The 21,346-nt window shown below is 58.1% G+C and carries 13 protein-coding genes; 10 read left to right on the top strand and 3 right to left on the bottom strand.

All coding sequences use genetic code 11. The features are described 5' to 3' along the window. Positions 1–118 precede the first annotated feature (118 nt). On the top strand, positions 119–850 hold the full coding sequence (locus PMI18_RS31965) for a methyl-accepting chemotaxis protein (RefSeq protein WP_401173074.1): 732 nt from the start codon (positions 119–121) through the stop codon (positions 848–850). A 125-nt stretch (positions 851–975) separates the two neighbouring features. Here PMI18_RS31965 and PMI18_RS10050 read toward each other — a convergent pair whose 3' ends face one another. Continuing rightward, positions 976–2,778 (bottom strand): acyl-CoA dehydrogenase, encoded by a 1,803-nt coding sequence (locus PMI18_RS10050; RefSeq protein ID WP_007903201.1) that lies wholly within the window; start codon positions 2,776–2,778, stop codon positions 976–978. 247 nt (positions 2,779–3,025) lie between these two features. Continuing rightward, positions 3,026–6,979, bottom strand: coding sequence for a trifunctional transcriptional regulator/proline dehydrogenase/L-glutamate gamma-semialdehyde dehydrogenase (gene putA, locus PMI18_RS10045; protein WP_007903217.1), 3,954 nt, complete (start codon positions 6,977–6,979; stop codon positions 3,026–3,028). A gap of 460 nt (positions 6,980–7,439) precedes the next feature. Between putA and putP the strand changes: the two genes are divergently transcribed. The 9 genes from putP to PMI18_RS10000 all read left to right on the top strand — a co-directional run bounded on the left by putP (position 7,440) and on the right by PMI18_RS10000 (position 20,494). Beyond that, entirely contained in the window at positions 7,440–8,924 is a 1,485-nt protein-coding gene (putP, locus tag PMI18_RS10040) for a sodium/proline symporter PutP (RefSeq protein ID WP_007903218.1), read from the top strand. 364 nt (positions 8,925–9,288) lie between these two features. After that, a complete protein-coding gene (locus tag PMI18_RS10035; protein ID WP_007903219.1) occupies positions 9,289–11,307 on the top strand; it encodes a type VI secretion system Vgr family protein in 2,019 nt (672 codons plus the stop codon). Continuing rightward, positions 11,297–12,034, top strand: coding sequence for a DUF4123 domain-containing protein (locus PMI18_RS10030; protein ID WP_007903220.1), 738 nt, complete (start codon positions 11,297–11,299; stop codon positions 12,032–12,034). Before PMI18_RS10035 ends, PMI18_RS10030 begins: the two co-directional genes overlap by 11 nt. Further along, positions 12,034–16,839 (top strand): RHS repeat-associated core domain-containing protein, encoded by a 4,806-nt coding sequence (locus PMI18_RS10025; RefSeq protein WP_007903221.1) that lies wholly within the window; start codon positions 12,034–12,036, stop codon positions 16,837–16,839. The genes PMI18_RS10030 and PMI18_RS10025 overlap by 1 nt, the downstream gene beginning before the upstream one ends. After that, a complete protein-coding gene (locus tag PMI18_RS10020) occupies positions 16,836–17,255 on the top strand; it encodes a hypothetical protein (protein ID WP_007903222.1) in 420 nt (139 codons plus the stop codon). The genes PMI18_RS10025 and PMI18_RS10020 overlap by 4 nt, the downstream gene beginning before the upstream one ends. Positions 17,256–17,621: 366 nt before the next feature. Further along, positions 17,622–17,996, top strand: a complete 375-nt coding sequence (locus tag PMI18_RS10015; RefSeq protein WP_007903223.1) for a hypothetical protein — start codon at positions 17,622–17,624, stop codon at positions 17,994–17,996. A gap of 153 nt (positions 17,997–18,149) precedes the next feature. Further along, complete coding sequence (locus PMI18_RS10010; RefSeq protein WP_238542617.1) at positions 18,150–18,740, top strand: hypothetical protein; 591 nt, start codon at positions 18,150–18,152, stop codon at positions 18,738–18,740. Positions 18,741–19,103: 363 nt separating this feature from the next. After that, positions 19,104–19,427, top strand: coding sequence for a hypothetical protein (locus PMI18_RS10005; RefSeq protein ID WP_007903225.1), 324 nt, complete (start codon positions 19,104–19,106; stop codon positions 19,425–19,427). 230 nt (positions 19,428–19,657) lie between these two features. Then, entirely contained in the window at positions 19,658–20,494 is an 837-nt protein-coding gene (locus tag PMI18_RS10000) for a 23S rRNA (adenine(2030)-N(6))-methyltransferase RlmJ (RefSeq protein ID WP_007903244.1), read from the top strand. A gap of 126 nt (positions 20,495–20,620) precedes the next feature. Here the strand turns inward: PMI18_RS10000 and msrA are convergent, their stop codons facing one another. Beyond that, positions 20,621–21,268, bottom strand: coding sequence for a peptide-methionine (S)-S-oxide reductase MsrA (gene msrA, locus PMI18_RS09995; protein ID WP_007903246.1), 648 nt, complete (start codon positions 21,266–21,268; stop codon positions 20,621–20,623). Positions 21,269–21,346 lie beyond the last annotated feature (78 nt).

Consider the following 21,346-nt stretch of genomic DNA (forward strand, 5'->3'; position numbering starts at 1 on the left):
CGACATGATCGGCGAAGTCCTGGCCACCAGTGAGCGCTTGCGCTCGGCGGTCGGCCAAGTGGCGCGGGTGGTGGACAACACGGCCGAACGCTCGGGCCGTCAGCAGGAAATGACTGACATGGTCGCCACCGCCGTCCACGAAATGGGCCTGACCGTGCAGGAGATCGCGCAGAACGCTGGCAACGCGGCCGTTGCTTCGCAAACCGCGCGGGATGAAGCACTTCAGGCGCGGGTAGTAGTGGGCGGGTCGATTCGGCATATCGAAAGCATGTCCGATGAGATTGGTATTGCTGCCGGTGCGGTGGGCGAGTTGGCCCATCAAGTGGCGTCCATCGATCAGGTGTTGGCGGTGATTCGCGGGATTTCCGAGCAAACCAACCTTTTGGCTTTGAATGCGGCCATCGAAGCGGCGCGGGCCGGGGACATGGGGCGCGGGTTTGCAGTGGTGGCCGATGAAGTACGGACATTGGCGCGGCGGACTCAGTCGTCCACCGACGAGATTCAGCAGATGATCGGCAGCCTCAAGCAGGGCGCGGAGAATGCGGTGTCTTCCATGCACGCCGGGCAAGCGGCGACCGGCACCGGCGTTGAGTCGAGCCAGCGCACCGGTGCGTCGTTGACGGCGATTACCGGCCAGGTCGAGCGCATCAGCGACATGAACCATCAGGTAGCCACGGCGACGGAAGAGCAGTCGGCGGTGACGGAAGAAATCAACCGCAACGTGCAGGGGATTTCTGATTTGGCCCGGGCTACGGCGGGGGAAGTCAGGGCTTGCCGTGAGGATTGTCAGATGTTGCAGCGGTTGGCGGATGATTTGGCGCGGCAGATGGGTGGGTTCAAGTTGAGCTGATCAAGACCGATCGTTCCCACGCTCTGCGTGGGAATGCAGCCCGGGGCGCTCCGCGTCCCATTGGAACGCTCCGCGTCCCCAGAGGCGTTCCCACGCAGAGCGTGGGAACGATCAGTGAGCGGGTGTCAGAACCATTCATCCTGCATGCCCAGGCACACATCATCCCGTGCCTCTAGAATCGCCAGTTCATGGTGGCAACCCGGCACTTCCCAGGTCAAAAAGTACCGCGCCGCTTGCAGCTTGCCTTTATAGAAGCCCACATCCGCCGCATTACCCTTGGCCAACCCTTCCTCGGCGCGAATCGCCTGTTCCAGCCAGCGCCAGCCGATCACCGTGTGCCCGAACACTTTCAAGTACAGCGCCGAGTTCGCCAGGCTGCTGTTGACCTTGCCTTGGGCCAGATCAGTCAACAGGCCGATGGTCACGCTTTGCAGGCGCGCTACCAGTTTTTCCAATGGTTCACGCAACGCGGTCAGCGATTCATACGCTTGAGCGCGTTCGGCGGTATCGGCAATCAGACGGATCAATTGCTTGAGCCCCGCACCACCGTTCTGCGCCAGTTTGCGACCCAGCAAGTCCAGCGACTGAATGCCATGAGTGCCTTCATGAATCGGATTCAGACGGTTGTCGCGGTAATACTGCTCCACCGGGTACTCGCGGGTGTAACCGTGGCCGCCGAGAATTTGGATCGCCAGTTCGTTGGCCTTCAGGCAGAACTCCGACGGCCAGGATTTGACGATCGGCGTCAGTAAATCCAGCAGCTCATGGGCTTGTTTGCGTTCGGCTTCAGTCTCAAGCGTGGTGGTGTCGTCGAACAGTCGCGCCGCGTACAGCCCAAGGTCGAACGAACCTTCGACGTAAGCCTTCTGGGTCAACAGCATGCGTTTGACGTCGGCATGCTGAATGATCGCCACCGGTGTGGTGGTCGGATCCTTGCTATCCGGCACTCGACCTTGCGGCCGCTCGCGGGCGTATTCCAGGGAATACAGGTAACCGGCGTAACCCAGCATCACCGCGCCCATGCCGACGCCGATCCGCGCCTCATTCATCATCTGGAACATGTAGCTCAAGCCATGATGAGGCTTGCCCACCAGGTAGCCGACACACTCGCCGTTATCGCCGAAGTTCAGCGCGGTGGACGTGGTGCCGCGCCAACCCATCTTGTGGAACAAACCGGCCAGCAACACGTCGTTGCGTTTGCCCAGGCTGCCGTCATCGTTGACCAGGAACTTGGGCACGATAAACAGCGAAATGCCCTTCACCCCGGCCGGCGCGTCCGGCAGTTTGGCCAGCACCATGTGCACGATGTTTTCCGAAAGCGGGTGATCGCCGCCGGAGATGAAGATCTTGTTGCCCTTGAGTCGATACGTGCCGTCGGCCGCAGGCTCGGCGCGGGTACGAATATCCGACAGCGATGAGCCGGCATGTGGCTCGGTGAGGGCCATGGTGCCAAAGAAGCGGCCGTCGATCATCGGTTGCAGGAAGCGCTGCTTCTGCTCATCGGTGCCGAAGCTTTCAATCAGGTTCGCCGCGCCCATGGTCAGGAACGGGTAAGAGGTCGACGCCGCGTTGGCCGACTGAAAGTGCGCAAAGCACGCTTGGGACAACAGTGTAGGAAGTTGCATGCCGCCGGCGTCGAAACTGCGCGCGGCGTTGAGGAAACCGGCTTCGAGGAAGGCATCCACCGCCGGTTTCACTTCCGGAATCAGAATGGCCTGACCGTCCTCGTAGCGCGGTTCGTTCTCGTCGCCCTTGCGGTTGTGCGGGGCGAAGAACTTCTCGGCGATGCTGCGGGCGGTGCCGATGGCCGCATCGAAGGTCTCGCGGTTGTGCTCGGCGAACCGCTCACGCTGAGTCAGGCCCTCGGCATCAAGGACTTCATACAGCTCAAAAGCCAGATTACGGGAACTGAGCAGCGTCTCGGACATGGCGACCTACCTTTTTTGGGAATGGGCCGAGTCTAGGCGTGGGAAGTGCGGGGTGAACAGGATGATTGATGAGCGTGATGGAGAGGCAGAACGAGAGGGAAGGATAAAGCTGGGGAGGACGGTCATGATCGTTCCCACGCTCCGCGTGGGAATGCAGCCCGGGACGCTCCGCGTCCCCAAACGGCGTGACGCAGAACGTCACAGGATGCATTCCCACGCAGAGCGTGGGAACGATCACGAGGAGGGTTTAGCCGATCGTCATCAGGCTGGCATTACCACCCGCCGCAGCGGTGTTAACACTCAAGGCCCGCTCGATCACCAGACGTTCCAACGCAATGTTGGTCTCGCCCTGCGACAAACCATGAACCCCGACAATCGCACCGGCACGCTTGGCCACTTGCTGGCACACCGCACGCAACTGGTCGGAATGGCCATGATGCAGAACCGCATCAATCACCACTTCGTCCTTGGTCCAGTCGGCAACCCGCTTGATCCGCGCCTGAATTTCTTTCGGCAGGCGTGCGAACAGTGCCTTGCCCGGTTCAGCGTCCGGCCATACCGCCGAGCCGCCCACGGCCAGTACCGCAGCCAATTGAGTCAGCAGATCGCCTTCGACGTCGGCCAGGCACAGCACGTGTTCGCGCGGCAGGATGGCGTAGCTGTTGCGCTCGCCGGTCGGGCCCGCCAGAACACGGGTGATCCCGCTTTGCGATTGCGCCGCGAACTGTACGCACAGGGTGCTCAAGTCAGCGAACTTGTTGCTGTCGGCCCAGGCTTTCAGCGCAGTCAGCGGTTTGCTCATGGCATCACGCAGACGGACGTCCGGTGCAGCGACAGCATCGCCGCGAGCGAAGGATTGTTCGATTGCATCGGTAGGACGCGTCGACAACAAACGGTACAGGTACAACGGACCACCGGCTTTCGGGCCAGTACCCGACAGACCTTCACCGCCGAACGGTTGCACGCCAACCACAGCACCCACGATGTTGCGGTTCACGTAGACGTTACCGGCGTTGACGTTGTCGATCACCTTGGCGATGGTCTCGTCGATGCGAGTGTGTACGCCCAGGGTCAGGCCGTAGCCAGAAGCGTTGATCTGGCCGATCAGTTGATCGATCTCTTTGCGCTTGTAGCGAACCACGTGCAGCACTGGGCCGAAGATCTCCCGTTGCAGCTCGTCGAAGCTTTCCAGTTCGATCAGGGTCGGCATCACGAAGGTGCCGCGTTTGACTTCTTCGCTGTTGGCGATGGCCACCTGGTACACGTTGCGACCTTTGTCGCGCATGGCCTGGATGTGCTTCTCGATGCCCGCCTTGGCTTCGGCGTCGATCACCGGGCCGATGTCCACGGACAGGCGCTCTGGATTACCGAGACGGCATTCCGCCATGGCACCTTTGAGCATTTCGATGACACGGTCAGCGGAATCTTCCTGCAGGCACAGCACCCGTAGAGCCGAGCAACGTTGACCAGCACTGTCGAAGGCCGACGATACGACGTCGATCACGACTTGTTCAGTCAATGCCGAGGAGTCGACGATCATCGCGTTCTGGCCACCGGTTTCAGCGATCAGCGGAATCGGACGGCCCTGAGCATCCAGACGACCGGCGACGTTGCGTTGCAGCAGACGCGCGACTTCGGTGGAGCCGGTGAACATCACGCCTTTGACCCGATCATCGCCGACCAGACGGGCGCCGACGGTTTCGCCACGGCCCGGCAGCAATTGCAGCACGCCTTCCGGAATCCCGGCTTCGATCAGCAAACGCACGGCTTGAGCGGCCACCAGCGGGGTTTGTTCCGCAGGCTTGGCCAGTACCGGGTTACCGGCGGCCAGGGCAGCAGCGACCTGACCACTGAAGATTGCCAGCGGGAAGTTCCACGGACTGATGCACACCACCGGACCCAATGGACGGTGGGCGTCGTTGGTGAAATCGTTGCGCGCCTGCACCGCGTAATAACGCAGGAAGTCCACGGCTTCACGCACTTCGGCGATGGCGTTGGCGAAGGTCTTGCCGGCTTCGCGAGCCAACAGGCCCATCAACGGCTGGATCTCGCCTTCCATCAAATCGGCGGCGCGCTCCAGAATCGCGGCGCGTTCGGCCGGCGGGGTGGCCTGCCAGATCGGTGCGGCGTTCAGGGCGCACTGGATAGCGTTGTCGACGTCGTCGACGGTGGCTTCTTGCACGTGACCCACCACGTCACGCAGATCGGACGGGTTCAGGACTGGCGCAGGGGTTTCGCTGCTGGACGCGCAGCCGAGCATCGGCGCCGCTTTCCAGTTGTTATGAGCGGTGGCCAGCAAAGCACACGACAGCGAAGCCAAACGATGTTCGTTGGCCATGTCGATGCCGCTGGAGTTGGCGCGCTCGGCACCATAAAGATCACGCGGCAGCGGGATACGCGGGTGTGGCAGGCCGAAGCCGCCTTCCAGCGTAGCCATCTGCTCGATGCTGGCCACTGGATCGGCCACCAGCTCCTGAATCGAAATGGACTGGTCGGCGATGCGGTTGACGAACGAGGTGTTCGCACCGTTTTCCAGCAGACGACGCACCAGGTACGCCAGCAGTGTTTCGTGCGTGCCAACCGGAGCGTACACACGGCACGGACGGTTCAGCTTGCCTTCGGAAACTTTCCCTACAACCTGTTCGTACAGCGGTTCGCCCATGCCGTGCAGGCACTGGAACTCGTACTGACCTGGGTAATAGTTCTGACCGGCAATGTGGTAAATGGCCGACAGGGTATGGGCGTTGTGCGTGGCGAACTGCGGATAAATGACTTCCGGCACCGACAGCAGTTTGCGTGCACAAGCGATGTAGGACACGTCGGTGTACACCTTGCGGGTGTAGACCGGATAGCCTTCCAGGCCTTCGACCTGAGCACGCTTGATTTCGCTGTCCCAGTACGCGCCTTTCACCAGACGAATCATCAGGCGATGACGGCTGCGACGAGCCAGGTCGATCACGTAGTCGATCACATACGGGCAACGCTTCTGGTAAGCCTGGATCACGAAACCGATGCCGTTCCAGCCGGTCAGTTGCGGCTCGAAGCACAGGCGCTCCAGCAGATCCAGCGACAGTTCGAGGCGGTCGGCTTCTTCGGCGTCGATGTTCAGGCCGATGTCGTATTGCTTGGCCAGCAGGGTCAGCGACAGCAGGCGCGGGTACAGCTCGTCCATCACGCGCTCGTACTGGGCGCGGCTGTAACGCGGGTGCAGTGCGGACAGCTTGATCGAAATGCCCGGGCCTTCATAAATCCCACGACCGTGGGAGGCTTTGCCGATCGAATGAATGGCTTGTTCGTACGAGGCCAGGTATTTCTGGGCGTCGTGCTCGGTGAGTGCGGCTTCACCCAGCATGTCGTAGGAATAGCGGAAGCCTTTGGCTTCGAACTTGCTGGCGTTGGCCAGGGCTTCGGCGATGGTTTCGCCGGTGACGAACTGCTCGCCCATCAGGCGCATGGCCATGTCGACGCCCTTGCGGATCATCGGCTCGCCGCTCTTGCCGATGATGCGGCTCAGCGACGACGTCAGGCCGGCTTCATTGTGGGTGGCGACCAGTTTGCCGGTCAGCAGCAAGCCCCATGTTGCGGCGTTGACGAACAGCGACGGGCTGTTGCCCAGGTGCGGCTGCCAGTTACCGGTGCTGATCTTGTCGCGGATCAGCGCATCGCGAGTGCCTTTGTCCGGGATGCGCAGCAGCGCTTCGGCCAGGCACATCAGTGCCACGCCTTCTTGGGACGACAAGGAAAATTCCTGCAACAGGCCCTGAACAATCCCGGCACGGCCGCCGGCGCTTTTCTGATTGCGCAGTTTTTCGGCAATCGAGGCGGCGAGCTTGTTGGTGGCTTCCGCCATCGCTGCCGGCAGGCGCGCCTGCTCGATCAGCATCGGCACCACTTCAGGTTCCGGGCGACGGTAGGCGGCAGTGATAGACGCGCGCAGCACTGATTGCGGCAGGATGCTTTCAGCGAACTCCAGGAAGCACTGATGCGCGTGATCGACGTGGATCTCGCCCGCTTCGTCAACTTCCTTGCCGTTCAAACCGTTCAGCTCGGACAGGGTTGCACCACCCTCGAGTTTTTCCAGGTAATTGAAAATTGCCTGCTTGATCAGCCAGTGCGGCGTGCGATCAATCGAGGTCGCGGCGGCCTTGAGGCGTTCGCGGGTCGGGTCGTCAAGTTTGACCCCAAGAGTGGTGGTAGCCATATTTTTATCCTCATGTTTGCCACGACCGCGTGGCATCAGCTGGCGGCAAGATTAGCTGTGCGTCGGTTGAGGTGCAACCGGGTGCAACCCTTTTTTTGTCGGAATAATAAGCAGTTCGTCAGGAAACTGATTTTGGTGCCTCGCTCCCGCGCCTGCTTGGTGCTTTTAATTCTAGTGCAACCGGAAAACGCCCTAAAAAGGAGCGAAATCGACCCTTTGTAAGAAAAATCCGACTAGGTGCAACTTATTCCTACGAAACTGGTTGCACCTTATTTGCATTGTTGAATAGCATTCGCGGCCAAGGTGCAACCGGCCGAAAAAGTCGGTGTGCCGGCTGATGGCTTTCCTGGGGAAACATCAGTCATAAATGCGCGGGATCCGGAATCGTCTGTCAAACGTCGTCGTTTGCGAGCGGTTCACCGGCCGCCGTTACATAAAAACAATGCCAGGGCGTAACTCAATGAGCGTAAGCAATCCAACCCTGATCACGTTCGTGATCTACATCGCAGCAATGGTGCTGATCGGCTTCATGGCCTATCGCTCCACCAACAACCTTTCTGACTACATTCTGGGCGGTCGTAGCCTGGGCAGCGTCGTGACCGCACTCTCTGCCGGTGCTTCCGACATGAGCGGCTGGTTGTTGATGGGTCTGCCGGGCGCTATCTACATGTCCGGTCTTTCCGAAAGCTGGATCGCCATCGGCCTGATCGTCGGTGCTTACCTAAACTGGCTGTTCGTTGCCGGCCGTCTGCGCGTGCAGACCGAGCACAACGGCGATGCGCTGACCCTGCCGGATTACTTCTCCAGCCGTTTTGAAGATAAAAGCGGCCTGCTGCGGATCATCTCTGCGGTCGTGATCCTGGTGTTCTTCACCATCTACTGCGCTTCCGGCATTGTGGCCGGTGCCCGTCTGTTCGAAAGCACCTTCGGCATGTCCTACGAGACAGCGCTGTGGGCCGGTGCCGCGGCGACGATTGCCTACACCTTCGTCGGTGGTTTCCTGGCAGTGAGCTGGACTGACACCGTACAAGCTACGTTGATGATCTTCGCCTTGCTGCTGACGCCGATCATCGTGCTGCTGGCGACTGGCGGCATCGACACCACGTTCCTGGCGATCGAAGCACAAGATCCAAGCAACTTCGACATGCTGAAAAACACCACTTTCATCGGCATTATCTCGCTGATGGGCTGGGGTCTGGGCTACTTCGGCCAACCGCACATCCTGGCGCGTTTCATGGCGGCGGATTCGGTCAAGTCGATCGCTAACGCTCGTCGCATCTCCATGACCTGGATGATCCTGTGCCTGGGCGGCACCGTTGCTGTAGGTTTCTTCGGTATCGCTTACTTCTCGGCGCACCCTGCCGTGGCCATGCCAGTGAGCGAAAACCACGAGCGTGTGTTCATCGAACTGGCAAAAATCCTGTTCAACCCATGGGTTGCCGGTGTGTTGCTGTCGGCCATTCTGGCAGCGGTAATGAGTACGCTGAGCTGCCAACTGCTGGTGTGTTCGAGCGCCCTGACCGAAGACTTCTACAAAACCTTCCTGCGTAAAAGCGCTTCCCAGGTTGAACTGGTCTGGGTCGGCCGTGCCATGGTGTTGCTGGTTGCCCTGATTGCCATTGCGATGGCGGCTAACCCGGAAAACCGTGTACTGGGTCTGGTCAGCTACGCCTGGGCAGGTTTCGGTGCTGCTTTCGGTCCAGTCGTCCTGATCTCCGTGATCTGGAAAGACATGACCCGCAACGGCGCACTGGCCGGTATCCTGGTCGGCGCGATCACCGTGATCGTCTGGAAACACTTCGAACTGCTGGGCCTGTACGAAATCATCCCTGGTTTCATCTTCGCCAGCCTGGCGATCTACATCGTCAGCAAACTGGGCACACCGACTCACGGTATGCTTCAGCGCTTTGCGGCTGCCGAGGCAGATTTCCGCCTGAACAAGTGATGGGGATGAGCTGATGCTCTGATCTGTTGCCGAACATGAAAACGGCCCGCTTCCTTGATGGAGGCGGGCCGTTTTTTTTGGTTTGTAGGAAAAGGGTTGGTGTTTTTGATGCCGCCTTCGCGGGCAAGCCTCGCTCCTACAGGATTTGTGATTCGCCGCAAAACTGTAGGAGCGAGGCTTGCCCGCGAAGAGGCCATCCGCTGCAACACACTACTTCTGCAGGGAATGTCTGTAGCCAAACAACCCGATTTATGAAGGAAAAATCCCTAAAAAAGTAGGGTAAATCTGATTTCCTTGTCCCTCCGTCAACACCCCTTGTCGCTCATGCAGAATCGCCCGCCTTCATTCTGCAGAGACACATCGGATGTTCGCGCCTGCCAATCAACCGCGTTTCACGTTGACCCTCGACGGCGTCCAGAATGAGCTCAAGGTACTTGAGTTCACGGGCAAGGAAGCCATCAGCCAACCCTACCGTTTTGACCTGGAACTGGTCAGCGAGCGCCCGGACCTGGAACTCGAAAGTCTGCTGCACCGTCAGGCATTTCTGAGTTTCGATGCGCACGGTTCCGGTATTCACGGTCAGATTTATCGCGTAGGCCAGAGCGATTCCGGCCAACGTCTTACGGGCTATCAAATCAGTCTCGTGCCGCGCCTGACGTATCTCGGTCAGCGTATCAATCAGCGGATTTTCCAGCATAAAAGCGTGCCGGCGATCGTCACGCAGATTCTCAAAGACCACGGCATCCAGCGCGATGCCTTCGAGTTCCGGCTCGGTAGCGACTACCCCGAGCGCGAGTACTGCGTGCAGTACGCCGAAAGCGACCTGGCATTCATTCAACGTCTGTGTGCCGAGATCGGCATTCATTACCATTTCCAGCACAACCCCGACGGGCACTTGCTGGTATTCGGCGATGACCAGACGGTTTTTCCCCGGCTACCCGAGCCGACGCTGTACTTGCCAGGCAGCGGGATGGCAGCGGATGCGCCAGCGATCAAGCGGTTCAACGTGCGCCTGGAAACCCGTACTACGGCGGTCACTCGCCGGGACTACGACTTCCGCAAACCGCGTTTGCAACTCGAAAGCCGCCTCGACAGCGAGCAGCGACCGGTGCTGGAGGACTATCACTTCCCTGGTCAGTTCACCGACCGCGAACACGGCAAGCATCTGGCGCAACGGGCCTTGGAACGCCACGGCGCGGATTACCGTCAGGCCGAAGGTCGCGGCGATGAATCGGCTTTGGTCAGCGGGCATTTCCTACATCTCGCCGAACACCCGCGTCAGACGTGGAATGACCTGTGGTTGATCACTGAAATTGAACACCGTGGTCGGCAGCCGCAGGTCCTTGAAGAGTCGGCCACCAGCGACAGCCCGGATGATTTCCAGGGTTATCGCAATTCCTTTCTGGCGACGCCGTGGGACGTTGCTTTTCGCCCCGCGCTGGGGCCGGAAAAGCCACGCATGCTCGGCTATCAACCTGCCGTGGTCACCGGCCCGACTGACAGCGAAATCCATTGCGACGAGTACGGTCGGGTCAAGGTTCAACTGGCCTGGGACCGTGACGGTCAGCTCAACGAGCATTCCAGTTGCTGGCTGCGTGTCGCGACTGGCTGGGCGCACGACCGCTACGGCAGCGTGATGATTCCGCGCGTCGGCATGGAAGTGCTGGTGGGGTTTGTCGACGCCGATGCCGACAAGCCGCTGGTCATGGGGTGCCTGCCCAACGCCGCGACCCCGGTGCCGCTCGATCTGCCGGCGGACAAGACCCGCAGCATTTTCCGCAGCCAAAGTAGTCCCGGTGGCGGTGGTTACAACGAGTTGCGCATCGAGGATCGCAAGGGCGGCGAGGAAATCTACCTGCGCGCCCAGCGAAACTGGACTCAGCACGTACTGAATGATCAGCAGGTGCAGGTCGACAACCAGCGCAGCATCGTCGTCACCGGCACCGCCCGCCATGAGCTCAAGGCTGACGAAAAACGCATCACCCACGGTCAGCGCCAGACCGAAGTGCGACTTGATGATCATTTGGTGGTGATCGGCGACCGGCACATTCGCGTGACCAGTCAGGCCCTCAACGCCAGCCAGCAATTCCACGTCAGCGCCGGCCAGCAAGTGGTCATCGATGGCGGCGCCAGCGCGACCATTCAGGCGGGCGGACAGTGGATCAACATCGGCCCTGGCGGGATTTTCAGCAGTGTGCCGATCCAGGTCGGTGGCGGACCGATGGCAGCCATGGCCGCTGCCCCGAGCTTGCCGGATGTTCCGTTGAAACTCGCCGCCGCCCCGGCGGCGCTGCTCAGTGCTGCACAGATCCTTAGCCTGCAAAGTGACGCGCCATTTTGCGAAGAGTGTGAGCGCTGCAAGGACGGTGTCTGTGCCGCCTGATGCCTTGTCACCTCACACCTGGCTGGAGCGCCAGCCGCTGCAACCGTCGGAGCAGCTGTTCGCGATTTTCAGCAGTGCCAGTGCGGCTGAACCGTTCAAAGCCTGGCAGTGCTCAATCACGGCCCCATCACCGAGCCCGATCTGGGCTGAAACCGCGTATGCCGAGTGGGAAGCGGTGATGCCCTATGTCGGAATCGTCGCTGCTGGCAGTGAGTTTCTGGAGTGGGTTGCTACGACCGAGTCCCGCGACTGGGGTTGGCTAGCGGTTTCTTCTGCTTCTCAAGAAGCGCTGGTCGAGCATTTGCGCAGCCTCACTCAAGTTCTTTTGCCAAACAACGACGCGGTGTTTTTTCGCTTCTGGGATGGGCGTTATTTGCTGCCGATTCTTCGGTCTGCCGACGTTAACGCCGCGCAGTTAATGCCTGTCATTGACCGTTGTTTGATCAATGGGCAATCGCTCGATATTGGCGGCAGTGCATTGAAAACAGCCAGGGTTTTTCCGTGGTGGGAAGTTTCTGAATCGCTGCTCAAACACCTCGCCACCGAGTCCGCCACAACCCGCATCAACAACTTGATGAAGTGGTTGAGCGAGGACCGTCCAGATCTTTATGAGGCGTTTTCCGAAAGTGTATTGCGGCACAAAGTTGCGAGCCTTCTTGAGACGCCGGACCTGCCTCAAGCACCGAAATCAGCCTTGGTGGATTACCTGATGACGGAGCTGGACTGATGGATCAGATCGTTCGTATTGAGCAGGAGCTCGACGGTTTCAAAGACACCTTGAGTTTATATCGCCAGCAACTTGGCAGTTTTTTGAGCGGGAATGCGGACAGGGTTAGCCGAGTTACGGATATGCCGTCGCTGATGGGTATGGAGCGGAAGATCAAGCTGGGAAATACCAGCAAGTCGGTCAGTAGTCGCGATGACGATTTCTTCTCCAGCGTTGCGCAGTGTCCGGACAGCGGAATTCTGGAAATAGAGAGCAAGTTTGAATCGGTTTATGACATTCCGCTGGGGAATATTCGGGTCGATGTGATTGCAGAGGATGGCGGTGAAAGTACATCGGTCTCGCTTGATGAAAGCGGTAAAGGTCAGTTCGAAGGCTTACCGGGAAAGTTCTACCGTGTTTATGTCCAGAGCGAAGTTACCCCGGCTCAAATCGATGATCTTTTCTCGTCATACGATGGCTTGACCTCAGAGCTGGAAGGCTGGCTGCGCAAAGAGTGGGAGGGGTTCAAACCGCAGTGGTCGCAGTCGACTTTTGTGGCCGCTGGCAACGGAATGCTGGCGGGAAGTTGGGCAGCAGTCATGGGCGTTTGGGATGGACTGAGCCTTGTCTTTGACATCCTTAAGAATCCAGGCGCTCACCTTGAACAACTCGGCAGTAGTGCGCAGCAACTCATCGATCTGGCGAAGCAATCACCAGCAACGATGGAAAAAGCCATGTTGCTGGCTAGCGATGAAGCGGCGCTTTGTCTGCTGTTTCGTGCTGCGAGTCTTTGGCTTTCGGCGTTACCGCCTAGCGAAATGGCTGGTAACTCGGCAGAGGTGGCCAGCCAGGTCATTGTCTCGGTACTGATCGATATTCTGATTGCTTTGGCGCTGGCCTGGACGGGGGTCGGTATACCCGTCGCCAAGGCCTATCTCACCGCTCGCGGGCTCAAGTACGGGGCGTTGCTGGCTGGTCTTGCGATGCGTTTCGTCGATGCGACATTCAGCATCCTCACCACCTTCATGAAGTACATCGACCAGTACAAAGCAGTCGCCGCACGCGGTGTTGCAGCGGGTCTGAAAAAGGGTCGCATGCAACTGCGCTGGGATGCCAAACGCAACACCACGCTCAAGCAAAACGAACACCACGACGATGTCTCAAAACAAGCCAAAAACCCCAACGGTGATAGCGCCGACTCCGTCGATAAAACCGCCACCAACAAATGCCCGGTGTCGATGGTCACCGGCGAGGAACTGCTAACCCTCACCGACGGTTCGCTGGACGGCATCCTGCCGTTCGACTTCACCCGCCTCTACCGCACCAGCGCCGCCGAGATCGACGGCGGCCTGGGTTTTGGCTGGAGCCATTCGTTATCCCATCGCCTGGAAATCGACGGCGACACGGTCATCTGGACCGACCACGAAAACCGCCGCACCTCCTTCCCGCTGCCATCCATTGAGCGCCCGGCGATCCACAACAGTTTGTCGCGCGCCGCGATTTTTCTCGGCGATGAACCCGAGGAACTGATCCTCGCCCAGGCTGGCGAAGAACCGCGTTTCTACCACTTCCGTAACGGTTTTCTGACCACGATCAGCGACGCGTACGACAACCGCCTGCGCATCACCCGCGACCGCCAGCAGCGCATCCAGCGCCTCGACAATGGCGCCGGCCGCGCCTTGCTGTTGCGTTATGACCGCGCGCATCTGGTCGCTGTCGACTATCAGGTGTTTGTTCCGGCGCACACCCTCGATGAGGCCTGGCATACCGAGCAAACGCTGGTCAGTTACCGCTACGACGAATGTGATCAGCTGATCGAAGCGAGCAACGCCGCCGGCGAGAGCGAGCGTTACGACTACGACGATCAACACGTGATCCTGCAGCGGCAACTGGCCGGTGGGGCGAGTTTCTTCTGGGAGTGGGAACGGTCTGGCAAGGCGGCACGCTGCATCCGGCACTGGGCGTCGTTTGCGCAGATGGATGCGCGCTATGTCTGGGATGACGAGGGTAGCGTCACCGTCCAGAACATCGACGGCAGCGAAGAGGTTTACGTCCACGACGACCGGGCGCGGCTGGTGCGCAAGGTCGAACTGGACGGCGGCGAACACCTCAAGGCCTACGACGACAACGGTCGGCTGATTGCCGAGCAGGATCCGCTCGGCGCCATCACCGAATACCGGTACGACGAAGTCGGACGGCTGGTCGCGCTGATTCCGCCGGAAGACGAGCCAACGGCCTACGAGTACCGCAACGGTTTCCTGCATGCGCGGTATCGCGGCGAGGCGGTATGGATCTATCGGCGCAATGCCCAAGGCGATGTCACCGAGGCCGTCGACCCGGACGGGCAGGTCATCCATTACCACTACGACGCCCAGGGGCGGTTGCTGTCGATCCGCTACCCGGACACCAGCCGCCATGTGTTCGTCTGGAATGCCTTGGGCCAACTGGTCGAGGAAACGCTGCCGGATGGCGGCCAGCGGCGCTTTTCCTACGACGTACTGGGGCGAAGGATTACCCGTCAGGACGAACACGGTGCTGTTACTCGTTACCAATGGGACGCCGTCGGCCGACTGATTCAGACAACCCTGCCGACCGGCGCCACGCGCGGCTTCAGCTACAACGCCTACGGCCAGATCACCGCCGAACGCGATGAACTGGGCCGCGTCACCCGCTACGAATACGCCGACGACCTGCACCTGGTCAGCCGCCGGATCAATCCCGACGGCACCCAGCTCCAATACCGCTACGACAACGCCCAGCTGCTGCTCACGGACATCGAAAACGAAGCCGGCGAACACTATCGGCTGGACTACACGCCCGGCGGATTGATCCGACAGGAAACCGGCTTCGACGGCCGCCGTACCGCGTACGCCTACGACCTCAACGGCCACCTGCTGGAGAAAACCGAGTTCGGCGATGACGGCTCACAGCTGATCACGGCTTATGAGCGGGACTCGGCCGGGCGCCTGTTGGTCAAGACCCTGCCCGACGGCATCCAGGTCGAGTATCGCTACGACTCGCTGGGCCGACTGACCAGCGTCGACGATGGCCACGACCATCCGCTGGAGTTCGAATACGACCAGCAGGACCGCCTGATCACCGAACACCAGAGTTGGGGCACGCTGCGTTACGGCTACGACGCCTGCGGCCAACTCAATCGCCTGCGCCTGCCGGACGGCAGCAAACTCGACTACCACCACACCAAGGGCGGCGCGCTGACGGCCATCGACCTCAATGGCGCGCGTCTTACAAGTCACACGTACAAATCCGGCCGTGAACAGCAACGCCAGCAAGGTCTGCTGCTCAGCGAATATGCCTACGACGACCAGGGCCGGCTGAAGGCCCACGCGGTCAGCCAACAGCAAAAAAACCTGTACCGCCGCGACTATGCCTACAGCGCCAACGGCAATCTCGACCACATCGCCGACATCCGCCACGGCCAGCGCAACTACCAGTACGACCCGCTCAACCGCCTGACCCGCGTCCGCCACACCCGCGACGATCCGCCGGAAAGTTTTGCCCACGACCCGGCGGGCAACCTGCTGATGCAGGACCGTTCCGGCGTTGCGACCGTTAAGGGCAATCGCCTGCTGATGCAAGGCGACCGGCATTACGACTACGACGCCTTCGGCAATCTGATCCGCGAACGTCGCGGTACCGGGCAGAAACTCGTCACCGAGTATCGCTACGACTGTCAGCATCGCTTGGTCGGCATCACGACTCCGGACGGTCGTTGTTCAAGTTACCGTTACGACGCCTTCGGTCGTCGCATTGCTAAAACGGTTGATGGCCAAACCACCGAGTTCTTCTGGCAAGGCGACAACCTCGTCGCCGAAAGCAGCCGCGAGCATTACCGCAGCTATGTCTACGAACCGGGCAGTTTCCGGCCGTTGGCCCTGCTCGACGGTAAAGGCCCGAAAAAGGCCTGCCCGTTCTACTACCAACTCGATCACCTTGGGACGCCTCAGGAACTGACGGACTTTGGTGGCGAGATTGTCTGGTCGGCGAAGTACAACGCCTACGGCAAAGTGACTGGTCTGGCGTTCGGCGGGGGCGAGCAGCTCGAACAGCCGCTGCGGTTCCAGGGGCAGTACTTCGACGCCGAGAGTGGTCTGCACTACAACCGGCATCGGTACTATGATCCGGAGGTTGGCCGGTACCTGACGCCTGATCCGGTCAAGTTGGCGGGTGGGCTCAACCAGTACCAGTACACGCCGAATCCGACGGGGTGGGTTGATCCGTTGGGGTTGAGCGGGAATTGCCCGCCGCCGAATAAGCCTGCGTGTGGGGCGCCGGATGATACGACTGGCGTTAAGGTGGATGAGGGTGAGCCGGCGCTACCGAAGCTGACGGGTGATCAGCGGCGGGCGCGGATTGATGAGCTGGCTGAGGCGAACGCCAAGGGACGGGTTATGGCAATGGAGGATAAATACGACATGCATACCGTCAAAAAGCACAGTTCAGAAATATCGGATACCGCACTAAAACAGCGAGCCATTAACGGAGCGGACCCTAATACTGGGAGGATCCCGAATGGAGCGAGGGGGAATTTAAGCTCTCAGTTCAGTAGCTGGAGGGTTCATTTCAATGCATTGAATAAGGCATTAACTAGAGAGAGGTTGGGGCTGAGCCCCCATACGGGTACAGATCACAACAGAGACCCAATTGTAAGGATGGAGCTTCCTGGCGCTGGTCGTGGGTATAGGCCAAATAGAATAGATCAAAGTAATCCTAAGTTAAATGAGGATCTGAATTGGTTTGAAGTTAAGTTTGATAAGGATGATGTGACTCGGCCCTATACAGGTTTTCCTTCGGAGAAGAAATGATGTTGCGAGACCCTTTTTTAGATGAGGAATTTCGGCCCGACTTAATGTGGTTTATTGGGGTTTTTTGTGTTTATGATCGTGAAGAGACGCTTGGGGCAGAACTTGAAGTTTATGATCCTAATAATAAGGACGATAGAGCTGAGCTGATCAGGAAGTACGGTCTTAACTTAGGGTATTTGACCTATCGGCATAAGCTCGTTTTGATGGAGTCTCTGGCAGATAAGCTGAACGACGAAAGCTATGACTTTCAGGGCTTGTTCGATATTGACGAGAACGAGGCTGCGAGCTGGGCTCGGGGTGAATGGTACGAATTAAAGGATCCTCGTGGTTTTCTTCAGCATGTCTATATGCTGGCGCAGGAGGTTTGGAAAGATGACTTGCTCAAAGCCAGCCAGGAAGATCGAGCGACTTGGTGAAGGAAGCTAATGCTCAGATAAGTCGTAGATAGTGAATTTATGAAAATAAGTAGATCTGTCCCATTTTTTTCTTTTTCTAATAAATAACACGGGAAAAAAGAGTTCGGCGCTCAGAGCAAAGAGGAATACCTACAAATTTCTCGTGATGTAGTGAATCAAGGCATAAAAGTGAAATATCCGTATGAAGGAGAAGTTAGGGTCGCCTATTTGCAACTGCTGGGCAATTCCCAGAGGAATGGTGATACAAAGTTTGCATTTGTCGGTACTAATAATAACGGTGATATCACGACCCTGCATGTCAAAAGTGGAAAGGATTTCTGGAAATGTTAAACGGTGATGCAAAGGATAACGAGTTGAGGTCAGTAAATGACTAAGAAGTATAGTGCGCTTGTCATGGAGGTTGACGAGGTCGTCGAAGAGGCGGTTGTTTTGCTTGTCAATGGCGTAACGGTCCAATGCTTTATTAACTTCTGCCCATTTAAAATTGAAATCGGTAAAACTTACGAGGTTGAGTTTGAATTGGTTTTTCCTGATAGCGTCGGCATGGAAGTAAGTCAGGATGAATATGTCGGAGTTGAAATGGAGGATGATAGTTTTTCATGTGTGTTAGCGGGCTATTTAGATGGTGCTGTATTAAGATCTTTTATTGATTTCGATGCTCAGAATATTCATTATGACTACCCGTTTTTTAACAAAAAATTTATTAAAATAAATGCGATTCGTATTGATGTGGCTTTTTGATTCTGGTGCCGGATTTTTGAACAGCGGGGGACGAATATATTCTCAATTGGCGGGCAGACCAATAAAGAGGACGGATTTATTTTTGCTGCCAGCTTCGAAGGTGTTGTTATGGAGTAACAAATAAATCCGTCCCCTTTCTCGTTGCGTGAGCGAATGGATAGTGCCGGATGCGTATTCAAATATGTGGTTTTTTCACCTGAGTCTGAGGTTGAAGCGGATGAAAGCATGCATCGACAGGCGCTGATATCGCTTCATGAGTTGCTGATGATAGAGGCGATGGAGTGGCACGAAAATCTCATCAAAGATCCAAAATATAAGGATCATCCCGAACCGCTGATTAGTTGGGATTTAGACAATGCCATAGCTACTCCGCTCAGTCGGGATGAAGTGCGGAATCTGACATCGACTGATAAAACCGACATTTTTGAACGTTTAGCGTTATACGCCTGCTTTGTAAATCCTCCATATCGTGCTCAGTTTAAAAGGGGGAAGATGGAGGCACAGTCGGTTTTTCTGGAATGGTGCGAACTCCTGGGGTTAAACGAAATAGATGATGTCTCAGTGGTGAATTGGGTCGAGGGGCTCAACACGGGACTGCATGGTTATGACGAAAAAATTTCAGGCGTAGAATCATGGAGCAACTATTTTGATGCTGGCTTGGAGTGGTGGGGGGTGTGGTGTCTTACGATTTGGAATCCCAAGCGTCGAACTATTAGCGCGTTGATTGCAAGCACCACAGACTGATTTGGCTGTTTAGGAATCTTGCAGCGATCGCGAAATTTCTGGGCAAGGTCGTCGGAAGTTTCCTTCAAGATGTAGCGGTTTCCATGAACTGGTGGGCGCTGGCTTACAGGGATAGTCTTTCACTGTCACTGCGGAAGCGGTGGCAGGGTGTAGGAACCCTTACTCCAACGTGCATCAGCGCTGTCGGTTGATTGCGGCACTTTAATAGTGTCCGTAACATCGTTCGCGGCGGCTGTGTGCGGGACACGCTTCGGCGTGGCTGAGTTGGAGTACCTCAGTTTCCTACTCCCGCGCGCGGCTGCCACCCAAACCCGTAGGAAAGGTCGTTGGCAGCTTCAAACGTACTCTAAGGATGTTCAAAAAATGACGACGCTAACCCCCGATCCACCCTACGAAAAAATAATCCCTCATCCCGAAAACCGCTTCATGGCATTGACCGGCAACTGCACCGATATGCCCACCCTGTTCGTCGATACCCACGCGCCGCTCGATGTTTTATACGACGCTGCCAACTATCGAATTCGCGCCGTTACGCAGGTGCTTGAGAACATGTCGATGCGCGGTTCAGTCGAGTGCGAATCCTTCATTCTCAGCGACTTTGCCTTGCTCTGCGCCATTCCATTGCGCGATGGCTGTGATGTGCTGGATGTGATTGGGCGGCGGTTGCGGGCTCGGCCTTCGGAGTAAGGCTGCTGCAAGATCGTTCCCACGCTCTGCGTGGGAATGCAGCCGTGACGCTCTGCGTCACATCGGTGTCAGGCGCGAATTCGATTGCGTGGCTGGAACGCGGAGCGTCCCTTGAGGCATTCCCACGCGGGAGCGTGGGAACGATCAGCGTGCAGAGTAGCCGCTCAGCCACCAACCCCTGACGTCCAGCCCCGTACAAGGTAAACTTCCCGGCCTTCGCAGGAGCAATCATGAATTATCGTCACGCCTTCCATGCCGGCAATCACGCCGATGTGTTCAAACACCTGACTTTGACCCGCCTCATCGCCTTGATGTCGCGCAAGGAGCAGCCGTTTGCCTATCTCGACACTCACGCCGGCATTGGTCTGTATGACCTGCAGGGCGATCAGGCGAGCCGTACCGGTGAGTACCTGGAAGGGATCGCGCGGTTGTGGGATCAGCCGGATTTGCCGGCGCTGACTGCCGATTACATGAAGGTGTTGCACGACATGAACCCGGATGGCCAGTTGCGCTATTACCCGGGGTCGCCGGAGTTGGCGCGGCGTCTGACGCGGCCGCAGGATCGGCTGATGCTCAACGAGAAGCACCCCGAAGACGGCTTGCTGCTCAAGGACAACATGGCCGGTGATCGTCGGGTGAAGGTGCATTTGGGCGAAGGCTGGCATGTGTCGCGGGCGATGTTGCCGGTGCAGGAGAAGCGGGCGGTGATGTTGATTGATCCGCCGTTCGAACAGCTCGATGAGATGCAGCGTTGTGCGGCGTCGTTGAAAGAAGCGATTGGCCGGATGCGCCAGACGGTGGCGGCGATCTGGTACCCGGTGAAGGATCAGCGCATGTTGCGTCGGTTCTATCAGGATTTGGCGGGTACGGGCGCGCCGAAGTTGTTGCGGGTTGAGTTGCTGGTGCATCCGCTGGATACGCCCAATAGCCTGAATGGTTCGGGGTTGGCGATTGCTAATCCGCCGTGGGGGCTGGAAGAGGAATTGCGTGAGTTGCTGCCGTGGTTGTCCAAGACGCTTGGGCAGACCCAGGGTGGGTGGCAGATGGATTGGTTGATTGCCGAATAGGGTCAATCGACAAGCAAGATCAAAAGATCGCAGCCTCGTTTCACTCGACAGCTCCTACATCGGAATGCGTATTCCCTGTAGGAGCTGTCGAGTGAAACGAGGCTGCGATCTTTTGCTTTTTGGGATTTAGATCGGGCAGGTCACGCCGGTACCGCCAATCCCGCAATACCCTTCAGGGTTTTTCGCCAGGTACTGCTGGTGATACGCCTCGGCGAAGTAGAACGTCGGCGCTTCTTCGATTTCGGTGGTGATGGTGCCTTTGCCAGCCTTGGTCAACTCGGCCTGGAACACTTGCTCGCTGTGCTTGGCGGCGGCCAGTTGAGCCGGGTTGGTGGCATAGATCACCGAGCGGTACTGGGTGCCGATGTCATTGCCCTGGCGCATGCCCTGGGTCGGGTTGTGCAGCTCCCAGAACATCTTCAGCAGTTCTTCATAGCTGACTTTTGCCGGCTCGTAGACCACCAGTACCACTTCGCTGTGGCCGGTCAGGCCCGAGCAGACTTCTTCGTACGTCGGGTTCGGCGTAAAGCCGCCGGCGTAACCCACCGCCGTACTGACCACGCCTTCGCGCTGCCAGAACTTGCGCTCCGCGCCCCAGAAGCAGCCCAGGCCGAAGATTGCGAAATCCACGTCCATCGCGAACGGGCCCAGCAGCGGGGCGTCGTGGACGAAGTGTTTTTCCGGCACGGTCATTGGGGTTTCGCGGCCAGGCAGAGCTTGTTCTTTAGTCGGGAGCACGTTTTTGTTCACCAGGATTTCCGAGCGCAGAACCATGATCAGTCCTCTCAGTCAGGTTGAGATGTAAATAAACAGACCACCAGTGTGCCCAATGATGCCAAGTTAATCACTACC

The organism is Pseudomonas sp. GM102, from assembly GCF_000282555.1.
Taxonomy (GTDB): domain Bacteria; phylum Pseudomonadota; class Gammaproteobacteria; order Pseudomonadales; family Pseudomonadaceae; genus Aquipseudomonas.